Source organism: Rhizobium changzhiense (assembly GCF_013087625.1).
Taxonomy (GTDB): Bacteria; Pseudomonadota; Alphaproteobacteria; order Rhizobiales; family Rhizobiaceae; genus Rhizobium; species Rhizobium sophorae.
On record NZ_JABFCQ010000002.1, the window covers coordinates 60,936 to 77,854 of the forward strand.

The 16,919-nt window shown below is 61.5% G+C and carries 19 protein-coding genes; 7 read left to right on the forward strand and 12 right to left on the reverse strand.

The features are described from left to right. Window positions 1-54: 54 nt before the first annotated feature. Together G9X68_RS09665 and G9X68_RS09670 are read left to right on the forward strand one after the other, a co-directional pair. Window positions 55-603, forward strand: coding sequence for a flavin reductase family protein (locus G9X68_RS09665; protein ID WP_168310165.1), 549 nt, complete (start codon window positions 55-57; stop codon window positions 601-603). A gap of 61 nt (window positions 604-664) precedes the next feature. After that, complete coding sequence (locus G9X68_RS09670; RefSeq protein ID WP_028757378.1) at window positions 665-949, forward strand: DUF1330 domain-containing protein; 285 nt, start codon at window positions 665-667, stop codon at window positions 947-949. Between the two features lie 126 nt (window positions 950-1,075). On the opposite strand, the gene G9X68_RS09675 is transcribed toward G9X68_RS09670, so the two are convergent. Further along, entirely contained in the window at window positions 1,076-1,579 is a 504-nt protein-coding gene (locus G9X68_RS09675) for a DUF1203 domain-containing protein (protein ID WP_115156898.1), read from the reverse strand. Between the two features lie 78 nt (window positions 1,580-1,657). Between G9X68_RS09675 and G9X68_RS09680 the strand changes: the two genes are divergently transcribed. Next, a complete protein-coding gene (locus G9X68_RS09680; protein WP_050565063.1) occupies window positions 1,658-1,894 on the forward strand; it encodes a hypothetical protein in 237 nt (78 codons plus the stop codon). Between the two features lie 30 nt (window positions 1,895-1,924). On the opposite strand, the gene G9X68_RS09685 is transcribed toward G9X68_RS09680, so the two are convergent. The 4 genes from G9X68_RS09685 to G9X68_RS09700 are packed head-to-tail and all read right to left on the reverse strand — an operon-like array spanning window position 1,925 to window position 5,160. Beyond that, window positions 1,925-2,485, reverse strand: a complete 561-nt coding sequence (locus tag G9X68_RS09685) for a GNAT family N-acetyltransferase (protein WP_168310167.1) — start codon at window positions 2,483-2,485, stop codon at window positions 1,925-1,927. Between the two features lie 5 nt (window positions 2,486-2,490). Then, window positions 2,491-3,360: a 3-mercaptopyruvate sulfurtransferase gene (sseA, locus tag G9X68_RS09690; RefSeq protein ID WP_171602227.1), complete on the reverse strand. Its 870-nt coding sequence runs from the start codon at window positions 3,358-3,360 to the stop codon at window positions 2,491-2,493. An 18-nt stretch (window positions 3,361-3,378) separates the two neighbouring features. Further along, window positions 3,379-4,116, reverse strand: coding sequence for an alanyl-tRNA editing protein (locus G9X68_RS09695; RefSeq protein WP_168310169.1), 738 nt, complete (start codon window positions 4,114-4,116; stop codon window positions 3,379-3,381). Window positions 4,117-4,122: 6 nt separating this feature from the next. Beyond that, the gene (locus G9X68_RS09700; protein WP_168310170.1) at window positions 4,123-5,160 is read right to left on the reverse strand and encodes a cysteine synthase A; all 1,038 of its coding nucleotides are present in this window, start codon (window positions 5,158-5,160) and stop codon (window positions 4,123-4,125) included. 226 nt (window positions 5,161-5,386) lie between these two features. Here G9X68_RS09700 and G9X68_RS09705 point away from each other — a divergent pair, with 226 nt between their 5' ends. Beyond that, window positions 5,387-6,046, forward strand: coding sequence for a ChrR family anti-sigma-E factor (locus G9X68_RS09705; protein ID WP_171602228.1), 660 nt, complete (start codon window positions 5,387-5,389; stop codon window positions 6,044-6,046). A gap of 98 nt (window positions 6,047-6,144) precedes the next feature. Continuing rightward, on the forward strand, window positions 6,145-6,978 hold the full coding sequence (locus tag G9X68_RS09710; RefSeq protein WP_168316572.1) for an SDR family NAD(P)-dependent oxidoreductase: 834 nt from the start codon (window positions 6,145-6,147) through the stop codon (window positions 6,976-6,978). Here G9X68_RS09710 and G9X68_RS09715 read toward each other — a convergent pair whose 3' ends face one another. The 5 genes from G9X68_RS09715 to G9X68_RS09735 form a co-directional block, all read right to left on the reverse strand. Continuing rightward, complete coding sequence (locus tag G9X68_RS09715; protein WP_168310172.1) at window positions 6,979-8,238, reverse strand: SAM-dependent methyltransferase; 1,260 nt, start codon at window positions 8,236-8,238, stop codon at window positions 6,979-6,981. It abuts the gene before it with no gap. A gap of 199 nt (window positions 8,239-8,437) precedes the next feature. After that, on the reverse strand, window positions 8,438-9,289 hold the full coding sequence (locus G9X68_RS09720; RefSeq protein ID WP_171602229.1) for a DUF1365 domain-containing protein: 852 nt from the start codon (window positions 9,287-9,289) through the stop codon (window positions 8,438-8,440). Next, on the reverse strand, window positions 9,286-10,620 hold the full coding sequence (locus tag G9X68_RS09725; RefSeq protein ID WP_168316574.1) for an NAD(P)/FAD-dependent oxidoreductase: 1,335 nt from the start codon (window positions 10,618-10,620) through the stop codon (window positions 9,286-9,288). Before G9X68_RS09725 ends, G9X68_RS09720 begins: the two co-directional genes overlap by 4 nt. Further along, window positions 10,617-12,062: a cryptochrome/photolyase family protein gene (locus G9X68_RS09730; protein ID WP_168316575.1), complete on the reverse strand. Its 1,446-nt coding sequence runs from the start codon at window positions 12,060-12,062 to the stop codon at window positions 10,617-10,619. Before G9X68_RS09730 ends, G9X68_RS09725 begins: the two co-directional genes overlap by 4 nt. Before the next feature lie 156 nt (window positions 12,063-12,218). After that, window positions 12,219-12,545 (reverse strand): hypothetical protein, encoded by a 327-nt coding sequence (locus tag G9X68_RS09735; protein ID WP_171602230.1) that lies wholly within the window; start codon window positions 12,543-12,545, stop codon window positions 12,219-12,221. A gap of 213 nt (window positions 12,546-12,758) precedes the next feature. Here G9X68_RS09735 and G9X68_RS09740 point away from each other — a divergent pair, with 213 nt between their 5' ends. Continuing rightward, window positions 12,759-13,076: a hypothetical protein gene (locus G9X68_RS09740; RefSeq protein ID WP_171602231.1), complete on the forward strand. Its 318-nt coding sequence runs from the start codon at window positions 12,759-12,761 to the stop codon at window positions 13,074-13,076. A gap of 115 nt (window positions 13,077-13,191) precedes the next feature. Next, window positions 13,192-13,869, forward strand: coding sequence for an HAD family hydrolase (locus G9X68_RS09745; protein ID WP_171602232.1), 678 nt, complete (start codon window positions 13,192-13,194; stop codon window positions 13,867-13,869). Between the two features lie 37 nt (window positions 13,870-13,906). Here G9X68_RS09745 and G9X68_RS09750 read toward each other — a convergent pair whose 3' ends face one another. Together G9X68_RS09750 and nirD are read right to left on the reverse strand one after the other, a co-directional pair. Further along, window positions 13,907-16,564 (reverse strand): nitrate reductase, encoded by a 2,658-nt coding sequence (locus tag G9X68_RS09750; RefSeq protein ID WP_171602233.1) that lies wholly within the window; start codon window positions 16,562-16,564, stop codon window positions 13,907-13,909. Continuing rightward, window positions 16,565-16,915: a nitrite reductase small subunit NirD gene (gene nirD, locus G9X68_RS09755; protein ID WP_171602234.1), complete on the reverse strand. Its 351-nt coding sequence runs from the start codon at window positions 16,913-16,915 to the stop codon at window positions 16,565-16,567. Between the last annotated feature and the right edge of the window lie 4 nt (window positions 16,916-16,919).

Sequence of the window (16,919 nt, forward strand, 5' to 3'; positions counted from 1 at the left end):
TCTTTCAGCTTCCCCGCATACATGCGGGGAAGAGACTCGCGAAGGAGCCGCACGATGAAAGAGATTTCCGCTTCCCAGGCCTATCGCCTGCTCGAACCCGGCCCGATCGTTCTTGTGACGACGAGCCTTGAGGGCACGCAAAATGTGATGACGATGGGTTTTCACATGATGATCCAGCATGCGCCGCCGCTGATCGGTTGCGTCATCGGCCCCTGGGACTTCAGCCACCACACCCTGAAAAAGACCGGCGAATGCGTGATTGCGATTCCAGCTGTCGACCTTGCCGAAACCGTGGTGGACATCGGCAACTGCTCCGGTGAGGCGGTGGATAAGTTCGAGCGGTTCAGCTTGAGGACTCGTCCAGCAAAGGATGTCGCAGCACCCTTGCTGGTGGACTGCCTTGCCAATATCGAATGCCGTGTTGCCGATCCGAGCTTCGTCGATCGATACAATCTCTTCATCCTCGAAGCACAGAGGATCTGGATTGACGAGAGCCGCAAGGAACGACGGACCATGCATCATCGCGGTGACGGCAGCTTCACCGTGGATGGCGGCACACTCGATCTCCGGAAGCGCATGGTCAAGTGGCGGCACTTGCCATAAAGCGCGCCGCTGCACGCAAAAAAACATCCCTAAACTTCACATTGATTGAAAGGATATGAACATGTCCGCCTATCTCGTTGTCGATCTCGATATCCACGACCCCGAAGCCATTGCCGATTACCGCTCCAAGGCCCTGCCTCTGGTAGCAAAGGCCGGCGGCCGCCTCATTGCTCTCGATGACGCGCCGCTCGAACTCGAAGGCTGGCAGGCGACGAATATGCTGATCATCGAGTTTCTCGATATGGATGCCATCCGTGGTCTCTTTGCATCGCCCGAATATGCGCCGCTCGCACACCAACGGCAGGCTGCCGCAGGTTCGCGGATCATTGCCTTGCGTGGCGTTTAATAGGATTCGAGGGCGCGCGATCCCGACAGCATTGGTCAGGGGGAAACCGAAACCGCCTCGCCGATCACTGCAGAAGGAGCGTGCGGGCGAGTTGACGGCTTCCTGTCGCGCTTCGCCCTCCGCCTATCAGGCGCCGGTCTCCGCCAGGGCCGGCGCCTTTACCTTATCGATCCGGCATTGGAAGCAGTTGTTGCGCGCGGAACGCACATGCACATAGGCGATATCAGATCGTCCCAGCAGCTCTTTGCCATAGGCCGGAATATCGCCGATCTCAGTCACCGCGCCGGTACCGTAGACGATGCGGTCGTTCTCGCTGTAGCCGCGGACGATGAAGTCACGGCTCGTCGTCAGCATCGGCGGCATGATCTCTTCGGCGGCATAGCGTGCGCAAGGCTGCTTGTGCAGGAAGACAGGGCCGGTTTCGGCATAGGGCTGCAGCTCGGGGAAGGGCCGGTAGGCAAAGACCAGCAACGCCTGGCCCGCATCGATATTCTGAAGGCAATGGCGGCAGGGATGGCCGGGACCATCGGAGACGATCGTCTCGGGCAGCCTGTCATAGGCGTCGCGGCCGCCGTTCCAGAGGCGTTCGGCGTCGGTCGTCGGCATGGCAACAAAACGAATGGCGGTCATGGCAGATCTCCTTTGTGATTGCCATGAAATGCACCTGGACGAGCGGGCAAGCCACCCGATTCTTGCCTGCGTCTGCATATGAGATCGCCGGAGAGTGAAAAGCGGAGTATCTTCTGGGCGTACGTTGTAAGGCGAAAGGAGAAGGCCTTGGCCGACATCGATCTGGCGCTGCTGGCGCAACAGAATGCAGAAATACTGGAAGAGCTCAGGGCTCTGCGGCGGGAAGTGGCGGAACTGAAGGAACAGTCGGGCCGCACGCTCGATTTCGAACGCCGAAACGACCCGCGCCGCCCGAACAGCCTGACGCAGCGTTAGCCACCTCCGCTCACGTCGGGAAAGAAGCCGTCAGCTTTTCCGCGCAATCTCCAGAAGCTCCTTGTCGCTGAGCGGCCGGACGATGCCGGTGCCGGTCGAAACGGGGGAGAAGCCGTACATCTGGTAGAGCTGCAGCGCACGCGGATGGTCGAGATTGTTGGTGGTGGTGGTGACCCGCTTCGGATTGAGCGACCAGATGGCATAGAGCGCTTGCAGCAGGAACCATTTGCCGATGCCGAGACCGAGCGCATGTTCGATCAGGCCAAAATGGCTGAGCTCGATCATATCCTCGTCTTGGCAGAAATATTCGTAGAAGCCGGCGGGCGCGCCGTTCACGTAGAGAACGCTGATATTGTTGCGCTTGTCGTTTAGCGTCTCGGCAAGCTGCTCGTCACTCATGCGCAACCGATCCACCCATTGCCAGCGCGCACCCACCTGCCGGTAGAGATAGCGGTAGAAGGGCAATGGGATCTCGGGAGCGCGCATGATCGCCGTCTGGATATTGACAGGCACCGGCATGCTTGCCTTTGGCGGCGCCGTCATTTCGAGCCGAGTGATGTGAGCTTTCAGCGAAGCGGGTGCCTTTCCCATGGCGATCAGACTTTGACCGGCGTCGGCGGACCGGTGACGATGGGTGTATCGTCACGGCTGCCCCATTCGCTCCAAGAGCCGTCATAAAGCTTGTTGTCGTGATGACCGAGCGATTCCAGCGCCAGCGTGATGATCGCGGCGGTGATTCCCGAGCCGCAGGAGGTGACGACAGGCTTTGAAAGATCAATGCCGGCATCCACGATCGTCTGCCTGAGTTCGGGCAGCGACTTGAAACGGCCCTGGCTGGCAAAGACGCCGGAAGGCAGGCTGCGGGCGCCCGGCATATGGCCGGAACGCATGCCGGCGCGCGGCTCGGGCTCGACGGCGGCAAAGCGGCCGGCGCTGCGGGCATCGGCAATCTGCATCGCACTGCTGGAGACGATGTCGCGCATCGTCTCGAGCGTCACCACGCGGCTGTCGTCGAAATTCGGCGTGAAGGTCGCCGGCGCAGGATTGGGCGCTTCGGTTTCAAGCGGACGGCCCTCGGCCTTCCAGCCGTCGAGACCGCCATCGAGCACGAAGACATTTTTCGCGCCCATCACCCGGAACAGCCACCAGACGCGCGGCGAGGCGAACAGGCCGATGCCGTCATAGACGACGATCCGATCATTCTCGCTGATGCCGAGCCGGCCGACTTCGGCGGCGAAATAATCGGGCGATGGAATCGTGTGCGGCAGCGATGTCGAATGGTCGGCGATCTTGTCCTGGTCGAAACGGATGGCGTCTGGAATATGGCCGGCCGCATATTCGGCATCAGCATCGCGCTTCTGCGCCGGCAGATAGAAGGAGGCGTCCAGCACCCGCAGGTCAGCTTTCCCGAGCTCGGACTGCAGCCAGTCGGCCGAAACGACGAAACGGCTCTTGGTCTCACTCATGATGGTCTCCCTTGATGGTCAGGCTTCGTCGCCGGGCGTGCCGAAGCGGATGCGGAAGCGCCGGTTCTCTTTGCCCTTCTTCTCGATTTTGGCGATATGGATCCGGCCGACTTCCTGAGTCTCGGAGACATGTGTGCCGCCGCAGGGTTGGCTGTCAATCGAGGAGTTCTCGCCGATGCAGACGAGGCTGACGCGCCCGAGCCCCATCGGCGGGCGGACGTTCTTCGATTTGACGATATCGGGATTGGCCGTAAGCTCCTCGTCGGTGATCCATTGCAGAGTGACAGGATGGTTCTGCTCGACCAGTTCCATCAGCTTGGCCGTCACCTCGTCCTTGTCGATCGTCTCGATCATGTCGAAGTCGACGCGGCTTTCTTCCTCGCCGACGGCAGCCCCGGTGATCGGATAGGAGCAGACGACGGAAAGCAGGTGGCAGGCCGTGTGCATGCGCATCAACCTGTAGCGGCGCGGCCAGTCGACATGCAGCACCAGCGTCTCGCCGACCACGGGCCGCGGCGCACCTTCGAGCGGCACGTGGATGATGACATCCTTGCTCGGACCATGTTTCGTCTGGCCGAGCGCGATCTTGCTGCCGTCAGCGCGCTCGAACTCTCCGGTGTCGCCGGGCTGGCCGCCTGATGTCGCGTAGAAGCAGGTCTGGTCAAGTTCGATGCCCCCGTCTTCGTGAACGGCGGTGACGACCGCCTCGCACGTCGAGAGATAGAAGTCGTCACGATAAAGGGCATTGACAGGCATGGCGTCTCACACCGGCTCGTAGGGAACGTGGATATCGGGCGACTTGGCCATCCAGCCCGGAACGGGCAGTCCCTTCGACGTCAGGAAATCCGGGTTGAAAAGTTTTGACTGATAGCGGTTGCCGTAATCGCAGAGGATCGTCACCACCGTGTGACCAGGTCCGAGATCCCGGGCGAGGTTGACCGCGCCGGCAATGTTGATCGCTGTCGAGCCGCCGAGGCAGAGGCCCTCGTTCTCGACGAGGTCGAAGAGATAGGGAAGCGCTTCGGCATCGGGGATCCGATAGGCATAGTCAGGCGTGAAGCCCTCGAGATTGGCGGTGATGCGGCCCTGGCCGATGCCCTCGGTGATCGAGGATCCCTCGGATTTCAGCGCGCCGTTCTGGTAGAATTCATAGAGTGCGGCGCCATCGGGATCGGCGATGCCGATCTTGACGTCTGGCTTGAAAGCCTTGAGGCCGGCGGCGACACCTGCCAGCGTGCCGCCGGAGCCGACGGAGCAGATAAAGCCGTCGACCTTGCCGTCGGTGTCTTTCCAGATTTCTTTTGCCGTCGTTTCGACATGCGCCTGGCGGTTGGCGACGTTGTCGAACTGGTTTGCCCAGATCGCCCCGTTCGGCTCGGTCTTCGCCAGCTGCTCTGCCAGCCGCCCTGATACCTTCACGTAGTTGTTCGGGTTCTTGTAGGGAACGGCGGGAACTTCGACGAGTTCGGCGCCGAGCAGCTTCAGGGCGTCCTTCTTTTCCTGGCTCTGCGTTTCCGGGATGACGATGACGGTGCGATAACCGAGCGCCTTGGCGACCAGCGTCAGCCCGATGCCGGTATTGCCGGCCGTTCCCTCGACGATGACGCCGCCCGGACGAAGCAATCCCTTCCGCTCTGCGTCGCGGATGATGTAGAGCGCGGCGCGATCCTTGACCGACTGGCCGGGGTTCAGGAACTCCGCCTTGCCGAGAATGGTGCAGCCGGTCGCCTCTGAGGCACCCTTGAGTTTGATCAGGGGCGTGTTGCCGATGGCTTCAAGGACGGAGGGGTGGAAGGTCATGGAATCTGCCTCTATTCGAACTCTTACTTTAGGAACGGTCTTTTCCCTTCACAAGGCTGAGTTGGCAAGAAAAGCTATTCCACACCTCTGTCGGCCGCGATAAAATTTGGCTTTCCTCCTCCGAAATGACGCATGGCCCGCAATCCCGCCGTGAGAGGGGTGATCCGAAGATTGACTTTCCCCGTACGGATGACGACAAAGCGAAAACGGAGCGCGGCAACAGGGCGTGACCGAAACCGACATGGTTCACGAGCAGATCGACACGATCGATGCATTGATGGCGCATTATGTTGCCGGCTCCTTGCCCGAGCCGGCGCGTGTGCTGGTGCAGTCTCATCTTGAAATGAAACCGGATAATCGCAGCCTGGTGAACAGCCTCGAGCTGCTGGCAGGCGAAGCTCTGGAAAACGCGCCCGAAGCCGCCGTTGCCGATCGCGACGGGCGGCTTGCGGCGATCTTTTCCTCTGCGTCTCCCGTCACCGCGCCGCGGACGGTCGCGCGCCCGGAAAACGCGCTGTTTCCGCAAGCGTTGCGCGCCCTCTTGGGCTTCGAGGCCGAGGATGTGCCCTGGCGCCGGCGGTTGCCCGGTTTCAAGGAATATTCGCTCGACATGGACGGCTGCGAGGTCAGCCTGATGTGGATCCGGCCTGGCCGCGCCTTGCCGGCGCACACCCATAAAGGCATGGAACTGATCCTCATTCTCGACGGCGCCTTCAATGATGAACGCGGCCGTTTCGGCCCCGGCGACATCTCCATTGCCGACGAGACGGTCGACCACCGGCCGGTCGCCGAAAAGGACAGGCCTTGCATCGCCTTTGCCGTCTCGGACGGACCGGTCAAGCTCACCGGATCCTTCCGCCAGATGATCGGCGACCTGATCGGCTGAAAGCAGCCACAATAGTGTGATAGAGCCGTAAATCCGGAGGGGTTGAGAAACTTCCGGACCTGTTTTCGCATTGATCAGGCAGCCCGGAGGAACATGTCATGCGTGATTTCATTGCCCATCCCGAACATGGAATCGTCTGGATTTCGGGTGCGAGCTCAGGCATCGGCCGGGCGCTTGCACTGAGGCTCGCCGGCGAAGGATACAAGGTCGCCGTCACGGCCAGAAGCCACGAAAAGCTGGTCGAACTGCAAGCCGAAGCCAATGGCCTCTCCGGCAGTATCATTGTGCTCGACGGCGACGTCACCGATGCCGAGGACATGGAACATGTCATGGCCTCCATCGAATATGAGCACGGCACACTCGCCATGGCGATCCTCAATGCCGGCGTCTACTTGCCCGTCCATGCCGAGGATCTGAACCGCACCGATTTCGAGAAGAGCTTTGCCGTCAATCTTTCCGGCGTCGTCAACTGTCTGCTGCCGGCGATCGGCCATATGAAGGCGAAGGGGCAGGGACAGATCGCCATCGTTTCCTCCGTCACCGGCTATGGCGGCCTGCCGACGGGGGCTGCCTATGGCGCCACCAAGGCGGCACTGATCAATATGGCCGAAAGCCTGAAATTCGATCTCGACAAGATGGGCATCCGCATCCAGCTCGTCTGCCCGGGCTTTGTCGATACGCCGGCAACGAGGAAGAATGCCTTTCCGATGCCATCTCTGGTATCGGTCGAGGAGGCCGCCCGGGAGATTGCCGCCGGGTTGAAATCGCAGGCCTTCGAGATCACGTTTCCGAAGCGCTTCACCACCCTCCTGAAGCTCGCGCGCCTGCTCCCCTACAGCGTTTATTTCACGTTGGTGAACCGCGTGACCGGCTGGCGGGAGCGGCCGCCATCGACCGGTCGCCACCCGGTGACACCGCATGCGGCGGAATGATCAACGGCGCGAGAACACGACCTGGCGCACATCGATATTGCGGGCGCGGAAGCCGGCCTCGCAATAGAACAGATAGAATTCCCAGAGCCGCTTGAAACGCTCGTCGAAGCCCATCGGGCGGATGCGTTCCCAGACCGACCAGAAACGCTCGCGCCATTCGGCGAGCGTACGGGCGTAGTCGAGCCCGAAGCCGAAATCCTTGACCAGCGACAGATCGACCTTGCCGGCAAGTTCGGCCAGATGGTTGCGCGTCGGCAGCATGCCGCCGGGAAAGACATATTTCTGGATGAAGTCAGGGTTGCTGCGATACTGGTCGAAGGACTCGTCCTTGATCGTGATGATCTGCAGGCCGGCCTTGCCGCCCGGCTTCAGACATTGCCTGAGCTTGGAGAAATAGGACGGCCAGTATTTCTCGCCGACCGCTTCGAACATCTCGATCGAGACGATCCGGTCGTAGAGCCCTGCTTCATCGCGGTAATCCTGGAAGCGGAATTCCACGCGGTCGTCGAGGCCGGCCTTGCGGATGCGCTCCTCGGCAAAGGCAAGCTGCTCACGGCTGATCGTCAGCCCCGTCACCTTGCAGTTCAGCTCACTTGCGGCAAATTCGGCAAAACCGCCCCAGCCGCAGCCGATCTCCAGCACATGATCGCCAGGCCCGATGCCGGTCGCCTCGGCAAGCGCCCGGTATTTGGCGTTCTGGGCCGATTGCAGATCGTTGGCGCCGGTCGAATAGAGTGCTGAGGAATAGGTCATGCTCGGATCGAGCCATTCCCTGTAGAAATCGTTGCCGAGATCGTAATGCGCGGAAATGTTGCGCTTCGAGCCCGTTTTGGTATTGGCGTTCATCCAATGGCGGACGCGCTCGAAGAGGCGGCCGACGCCGCCTTTGCCATGCGCATAGCTGTGCGCGGCCTCGCCGTTGACGAGGAAGAGTTCAAGAAAGGCGGTGATGTCGGGGCTGTCCCAATCGCCGTCCATATAGGTTTCGGCGACCCCGATCGTGCCGCTCGTCAGCGCCCGATAGGCAAGGTTCCAATTGTTGAGGCTGAGCGCCGCCTTCGGCCCGGGCTGCTTGCCCTCGATCAGCAGCCTGCGACCGTCGGGGAGGGTGACGGCAAGCGAACCGTGCTGCATGCGCAGAAGTCCGCGCAGCGCCAGTTTCGCCTTGAAGGGCAGCCCCTTTACCAGACGAGATATGTTCTCCCCCGTCAGCGTCACCGCGTCACGGGCCAGCAGATTCCAGTCCTGCGCCTTGCTCATCTCTCCTCCTCCAGCATTTTTTTGCCGGTTAGGGACGGCGATACATCCGTGACGATACGCTCGACCGGCCCCCGGCCATTGCATTGAAGGCTACTGCATAATTCCGCAAATCGGAACTGATTTGCGGATAAAATTATGCAGCAGTTCAAAGCGTTACAGCGTCCTTTGCGCGTCTGAAAAGACGCGCGGCGCGGTAATGTCATTCCGCCGCGTCCGCAAGCGGGCGGGGCGGTCGGATGCTGACTTCAGGCGAAGGCGCCGGACGCCTGACGTAGCGCGCGCCCTTCAGCCACAATTTCAGCGCTTCCCAATGGATGCCGGCGATGATCTTCAAGGTGAGGAAGGGGATGCGCGCCGTCAACCCCAGCAGCGAGGCGCTCGTCAACGGCACCTGCCGTCCGGAAAATGTCGCCGAGAGAAGCGGGCCTTCGCTGTCGTTTTCCAGGATGCGCCAGCGGATTTCGGCACCGGGCGGGAGCATGCGGAAATAATAACGCGCCGCCATACCGATGAAGGGCGAAACATGGAAGAGCTTGTCGCAGCTCTGGCGAAGCCCGCTTTCCGACATCTCCCCATGGCCGACCGGACAGATATAGCTGTGCCGTTCGCCGAAAGTATTGCGCACTTCGTAGATCATCGCGACGACTGCGCCACCGGCATTATAGGCGTGATAGACGGAAAGCGGATTGAAGACATAGCCGAGAATTCGGGGATAGCAGACGAGCAGGATCCTCTCCGCGCGCTCGAGCCCCGCCTCGGCGAGCAGCCGGTCGGCAGAGGCGCGCAGCGACGTGTCCCCGGGTTTTGCATGGTCCTTCTCGTGAAACGAGACGAGATTGCGTCTGTTGACGGAAAACAGCATCGATAGCCCGCCGGCCTCGTCCAGCCTGTCGAGATCGACAAGCATCGAGAAGACACGGTAGCGGAAGCGATGGCCGAACGGTTTTATCCGTTGATGCATGATCTCGCCGACATAGAGCGCGGCTGCCGTATTCGGTGGGGCACCGTTGGCTACCGCGTTCATCCCACGTTTTTCGCCGCGCCCTGTCATGCCGCCGCATCCGGTTGGGGTTCCCACGAGGTTCGGACAGTCCGCCAGGGTATCATCCCGCCCAGGGCCTCCGCCGCCGCCAAACCGGAAACGAGACCATCCTCGTGGAATCCGTAGCCCGTCCAGGCACCCGCGAAATGGCAATTATTCTGTCCTTGAATGGTCGTGAGCGCTTGTTGCGCGCTCGTGGCTTCCGCCGAAAATTGCGGATGTTCATAGGTGAATTCGGCAAACACTTTACGGGGGTCCGGCTCGCGGTCGGGATTGAGGGTCACGAATAGCGGGAGTTTCTCATCGATACCCTGCAGCCGGTTCATCCAGTAAGTCACGGCGACGTCCGCGTTTCCGTCTTCACGGCTGGAGCGCAGATAATTCCATGAGGCCCAAACCTTGCGCCGCTTCGGCATCAGCGATTGGTCGCGATGCAGGACGACGCGGTTCGGCTGGTAGGGAATGGCAGCAAACAGCCTGCTTTCCCGATCGGTGGCATTGACGAGCAGGCGGGCTGTCTGATCGCTGTGGCAGGCGAAGATTACCTTGTCGAACGGGTGTTCGCTGCCCGATTCGTCGATGATCGTGACGCCGCGCTCGGAGCGGATGACGTTGCGCACGCCGCAGGAGAGTTTCAGGCGTTCGCCGAGCGGCCGAAGCAACCGGTCGAGATAGGTGCGGCTGCCTCCGGTCACCGTGCGCCACTGGTGCTGGCGGCGATAGATCAGCCGGTGATTGTCGAAGAAATTGACGAACTGCTCAGCGGGAAACTGCAGCATGCGGGCTGATGGTGTCGACCAGATCGCCGCCGCCATCGGCACGAGATAGTTATTGGTGAAACCGGGCGAGAAGCCGCGCCAGTCGAGATAATCGCCGATCGAGCGCGAGGCGAGATGACCGGCGGTGCGATCTTCGAGGCAGGTGCGGTTGAAGCGGAGAATCTCGCGGATCATCCACAAGAACGAGGGCCGCAGCAGGTTGCGCTTCTGCGCGAAGATCGAGGACAGTCCGCCGCCGCCCCATTCCAGTCTGCCGCGATCGAGCGAGAGCGAAAAGCTCATATCGCTTGCATGCGTCGCGATGCCGAGCTCGGCAAACAGCGCCGTCAGATTGGGATAATTCTGCTCGTTATAGACGATGAAGCCGGTATCGACCGCAATTTGAACCCCGTCGTAATCTACGTCGACCGTCGCCGTATGGCCTCCGGCCCGCGCTTGGTTTTCATAGAGCGTAACGTCGTGCACCTGACACAGCGCCCAGGCTGCGGAAGCGCCCGAGATGCCGGAGCCGATGACGGCGATCTTCAGCCGGCGTGGAGCGGGACGGAAGTGCGCGTTCATGCGGCATCCCTTGTTGCGTGGTAAGCGGCGAGCGCGCGATTGCGAGCGCTTGCGTGATCGACGATCGGTTTCGGATAGGTTTGGCCAAGCGTGATGCCAGCCTCGTCGAGAATGCTCTTCGGCGCCTCGAACGGCCGGTGGATGTATTTTGCCCCGAGCTCTCGAAGCTCCGGCACATAGGTCCTGACATAGTCGCCGTCGGGATCGAATTTTTCGCCCTGCAGCGCCGGATTGAATATGCGGAAAAATGGCGATGCATCGGCTCCCGAGCCCGCCACCCATTGCCAGCTTGCGGCATTGTTGGCGGGATCGGCATCGACAAGTGTATCCCGGAACCAGGCTTCGCCCCGGCGCCAATCCACCATCAGATCCTTGATGAGGAAGGAGGCAACGATCATGCGCACGCGATTGTGCATCCAGCCATGGCGCCAAAGCTGGCGCATGCCGGCATCGACGATCGGATATCCGGTCATGCCGCGGCGCCACGCCTCGAAATCTCCGCTATCGTTGCGCCATTCGAAGCCGTCGAAACGATCGTTCCAGTTGGCCGAGGCAAGACCCGGAAAATGGAAAAGCAGGTGATAGGAGAATTCGCGCCAGGCGATCTCCTTGCGAAAATGCACGATGTCGGCCGCCGGCACGCGTTGCGACAGGCCGCGTGTGGCATCCCAGATGCGGGCAGGGGATATCTCGCCCAGCGCCAGATGCGGCGACAGCATCGACGTCGCCGGCCTTGCTGGATAGTCTCGGTTTTCCTTGTAGCCGTCGAGCGCATCTTCGACGAAGGCACGTAGCTTTTCGTGCGCGCCATCTTCGCCGGGTGTCCACAGATCGGTGAAATCGCCGGCCCAGTCCGGTTTCGTCGGGAGCAGCTTCCAGCTCTCCAACGTTTCCGGAAGTTGCGATGTCAGCCGCAGTTTCGCCGGCGCGTCCAGTGGTGGCTCCGGTTCGCCGGCGCCCTCCACTGCGCGCCAGAATGGCGTGTAGACGCGATAGGGCGTGCCATTGCCGGTCATCAGACGGGAAGGTTCGTGCAGCAACTGGCCGCCGAAGCTTCTCACCTCGATCGCCTGCTTTTCCAATTGGTGCTTGATAGAGATGTCGACCGACGTTCCTGATGGATCGTAGCGCCGGTTCCAGAAGACGGCTTCGGCACCGCTTTCCTTGATAAAGGCGCAGAGCACTTCGAGCGCCTCGCCGCTTGCAAGCACAAGCCGTCCCTGCCGCTTGCGCAGCGACCTGTCCAGCGCTTCGAGTGAGTGATGCAGCCACCAGGCCTGCGCAGCACCCAGCGGACCCGTGCCTGCTGCCTCCGGTTCTCTAATATAAAGCGGGATAATCGGCCGCCCGGAGCGATGGGCGGCGGTGAGTGCCTGATTGTCGTCAAGGCGCAGATCCTTGCGAAACCAGAGGATGACCGGTTTTGCCGCGTCCTTTGCCAATAAAGCCGTTCCCCACCTGTGTTGTTTTCAACCCGCTACGGATGTACGGAACGCCCGGATCAAAAGTTTCATCCGGCGGAAAAAGTTTTCACGGCTGTCGGCGACATGAAAAAGGCCGGCGTGAACCGGCCTTTTCTGAGAGCGGCAGTCTGTCGCTTAGTTGTCGTATTCGCGGCAGGCTTCGCTGATCGATGCGCCACTCTGGCCGCCGCGCGTGTCGACGCCGGACATCTGTTGCGGCAAGCCGGGGCATTCCATCGTCTGCGGTCGGCCGATGCTCTGTGTCGTCGTCGGATCGACCGGCGAGACGGGTACCGGACGAATGCCGTTGTCATCATTGGTGTAATCGGATGAATAGGTGCCGGAACCGGGGTCGGTCGAGCCGCCATTCGTTGGCCCGATCGGACTCGGGTTAGACTGGGCAAAAGCCGACGACGCCATGCCGATCGCGAGCAGCGAAGCGGCAATAAGGGATCTAGGCATGGGATATCCTCCTTGGATTTTCATCTTGGATGACCCTGAGGTAACTGCCTGCTGGAATCATTGTTCCGAAATTTGCCGAAAACCTGCATTCAAGCCTCGCGGCATACCCGGCATGGTTATGCGTAAACCTTAACGGGCGATGTCGCTGGATCGGCGCCGGCGCATGTCCTACTTGCATGCGGAGATACTAAAAAACCGTGGCATGAGGCCGCTATGTTCATCTCCTTTCGCGAAGCCGCAGATCTCGGTCTCCAGATCGCACTTGCACTCACCTTGACGCTGAGTGGCATGACGGTCGCGTCCTACGCCGTCAAGAATGACAAGGCTAAAATTTCCGCAATCGACGTCAGCCGTCCCTCACTCTGGACCGCCGCTCCGATGCGCGTCGATCCGACTACGCAAGCCTACCTGCGCGCCAATGCTTCGGCCGCACTGGAACTCGCCGATGGTGCCGACGACCTCTGCCACGACCCGATCGGCCTCCGGCTTTCCTGCGACTTGATCGTCACCTCCGGTAGGGCGGCTTTTTAGGTGAAGGCGGTCGGGAGGCGTCACCGCCATTCCCGAAAGCTTGCAAAACCCAATGATTTGCCGTTTCATCGCGATAGCGACCACCGTTCGACTCTTTCCCTGAAGGATCAGCCTTTTGTCTATGCCGATGCCCCGCGGCTTCGAGAAGCCCTATGCCGCCTTTCTGTTCGATATGGACGGCACCATCCTCAATTCGATCCGTGCGGCCGAGCGTGTATGGAGCGACTGGGCAAGGCGTCATGGGCTCGATGTCGCTACCTTTTTGCCGAAGATGCATGGATCGCGCGGCATTGACACGATCACCCGGCTGAACCTGCCGGGAGTCGATCCGGAACATGAATCGAGACTGGTGACCGAGGCCGAAATCGCCGATGTCAGCGACGTCGTTGCGATTCCCGGCGCCGCGACCTTTCTGAGTTCACTGCCTCCGGATCGCTGGGCGATCGTCACCTCCTCGCCGTTGCGCCTTGCTCACCGGCGGTTGGAGGCGGCAGGCTTGCCGGTGCCGAAATTCATGGTGACGGCGGAGGACGTGAAGGTCGGAAAACCCGACCCGCAATGTTATATTCTGGGCGCCGAGCGCCTCGGCGTCAGCACGCAGGATTGCCTGGTGTTCGAGGATGTCGCAGCCGGCATTACCGCCGGCGAGGCGGCGGGTGCCGATGTCATGGTCATCACGGCAACACATCACCAGAAGATGGAGACGCCGCATCCGACGCTTTCATCCTATGACGAGATTTCGGTCCGCATCTCCTCCGATCACAGGATGCTTATCGTCCCGAACGCGGCCTGACAGTGCTCCGGCTGCGTCCTGCTTGCTTTTGCGCGGTTCACTCCGCGGCTGCGGCAAGACAGCGATCGATGATCCTGCCGATTTCGCTACGGCAGGAGCCGCAATTGGTTCCTGCACTGGTTTCCTTGCCGACCGCCTCGACGCTGTGACATCCGCCGCGCACGGCAGCCGCGATCTGGTTGACCCCGACACTGAAGCAGGAGCAGACGGTGGCGCCCGGATCCGGCCTGCCGGCGCCGGGACGGCCTGCGACCAGCGCAAAGCGCTTCCTGAGGTCGCCATGCGAGGCGGAGAGTTGTGAGATCGCCCAGTTGCGCGCGACAGCGACGGGCTCGCGGGCGAGAAACAGCGCCGCAAGCAGGACCTCGCCGTCGAAGAAGGCGAGCCTGAGGTCGCCGGATTGCCGGTCGGCATAACCAAGCGGTTCGATCTCGGCCGGAATGGCGAAAACCGCCCGGCACCAGGCCGTCCAGTCTTCGACGGGTTCGCCGAAGGCAAGCTCCAGCCGCCAGCCGCCGGCGGCTTTTGCCAGCGCCCAATAGGCCGCGTCAGGCGTGGCGGGTTTTGTCGCCGAGACGGCGAAACCGTAATGGGTGGCGCTAAAGGGCCGGACGGCGACGGCAACGTTCTTCGATGCCGGCTGACCGGAAATGGGATCGGTTATCGGCGCGACCACGGCGTCGATTCGCGCTCTTGCGGCGAACTGGTCGTTCCAGTGCATCGGCGCAAAGATGCCGCCGCGCGCCTGGCGATCGGTCACCAGTGCCCTGACGATTGCCTTGCCGTGCGGGCTGTCGATCTCGACGAGGCCCGCGCTTGATATACCGGTCTCGATCGCGTCGCGTGGATGGATCTCGGCAAAGGGTTCGGCTATATGGGCGGAAAGCCGCGCGCTCTTTCCGGTTCGCGTCATCGTGTGCCACTGGTCGCGGATGCGCCCGGTATTCAGCGTGAACGGGTACTCGGCATTGGTGCGATCGGTTGCGGGCGGTTTGACCGCGACGAAGCGCGCCTTGCGATCGGGATGGAAGAAACCGCCCTCGGCGAAGAAGCGGGTGGTGTTTGGTTCTGTCCCTGCCGCCTGCGGCCACTGGAAGGGCGACAGTTCGTCATAGGCCCCGCCGCTCATGCCGGCGCGCGCCCCGATGTCGAAATCGCGGCTGCCGTTATTTTCGAAGGCGGAAAGCGCGGCGTGCTCGGCGAAGATTGCCGCCGGCGCATCAAAATCGAAGGCGGCGGCAAATCCCATGCGGCGTCCGACCTCCGCAAGCTGCCACCAGTCGGCCCTTGCATCGCCAGGGATGTCGAGAAACGGCCGTTGCCTTGAAATGCGCCGTTCGGAGTTGGTGACGGTGCCATCCTTCTCGCCCCAGCCGAGCGAGGGCAGAAGCACATCTGCGTGCCGGGTCGTATCCGTCTCTTTGAGGATGTCCGAGACGACGACGAAGGTACAGGCGGCGATCGCGTTTTCGACACTGTCGGCATCCGGCATCGAGACGACAGGATTGGTCGCCATGATCCACAGCGCCTTGATGCGCCCGTCGGCCACGGCTTGGAACATGTCGACCGCCTTCAGGCCGGGTTTCGCGGCGATGACCGGCGAGTTCCAGAAGCGTTGTACACGGTCTCGGTCCTCGGCATTCTCGATCGCCATATGGGCGGCAAGCATATTGGCGAGACCGCCAACCTCGCGTCCGCCCATGGCGTTCGGCTGGCCGGTCAGCGAAAACGGTCCCATGCCGGGGCGGCCGATGCGGCCGGTCGCCAGGTGACAGTTGAGGATGGCATTGACCTTGTCGGTGCCGGAGGAGGATTGGTTGACGCCCTGGCTGTAGCAGGTCACGACCTTCGGCGTCGTCTCGAACAGGCGGAAGAACTCCCTGATCTGCATGGCCGGCAGGCCGGTTCGTTCCAGGAGATCGGTGATGTCGAGCGCGGCGGCAGTCGCAAAAGCGTCGCCGAAACCTTCGGTATGGGCGCCGATATAATTCTGGTCGATTGCCGGACTGGTCGCGAGATGGGCAAGCAGTCCCATGAACAGCGCAACGTCGCCATCAGGACGGATGGCGAGATGCAGGTCGGCGATGTCGCAGGTCATCGTCCGGCGCGGATCGATGACGACGATCCGCATGTTTGGCCGTGCCGTCTTTGCGGCGGCAAGCCGCTGGTAGATGACGGGATGACACCAGGCAAGGTTGGAGCCGGTCAGGATCACCAGATCCGCAAGTTCGATATCCTCATAGTTCCCGGGCACCGTATCGGCGCCGAAGGCGCGGCGATGCCCCGCCACGGAAGAGGACATGCAAAGCCTTGAATTGGTGTCGATATTGCCTGAGCCGACGAAGCCCTTCATCAGCTTGTTGGCGACATAGTAATCCTCGGTCAGCAACTGGCCCGAGACGTAGAAGGCAACGGCGTCAGGCCCGTGTTCGGCGATCGTTTCAGAAAAACGGCGGGCGACCAGATCGAGCGCCTCGTCCCAGCCGCTCTGTTTGCCTTCGATCTCGGGATGGAGAAGCCGGCCATCGAGATCGATGGTTTCGGCAAGGGCTGAACCCTTCGAGCAGAGCCGGCCGAAATTCGACGGATGCTCGGGATCTCCTTTGACGCTGACTGCGCCGGCCTCGTCGACCGTGGCGATTACGCCGCAGCCGACACCGCAATAGGGACAGGTGGTCTTGACCTCCGCCGCCATCTATTCCGCCGCCATCATCAGGCTTTCCAGAGCGATGAACAGCCTGCCGTCTTCGTTCAGCACCTGGATCGTCCGGACCTCGCCTTCATCGGCGCCGAGCGCCTTGCCTGTTTCCAGCGAGATCACCCAGTTGTGCAGCGGGCAGGTGACCGCTTTGGCATGCACGATGCCCTGGGAGAGCGGGCCGCCCTTGTGCGGGCAGTGGTCCTCGATGGCGAAGACCTCGTTTTCGGCCGTGCGGAAGACGGCGATCTTGCCCTGCGGCGTCTTCACGCAACGCGCACCGCGCAACGGGATGTCGGAGATGTCACCGATTGGATGCCAGTTTTCATTGGGCCAGTTCATGTCCATCTCC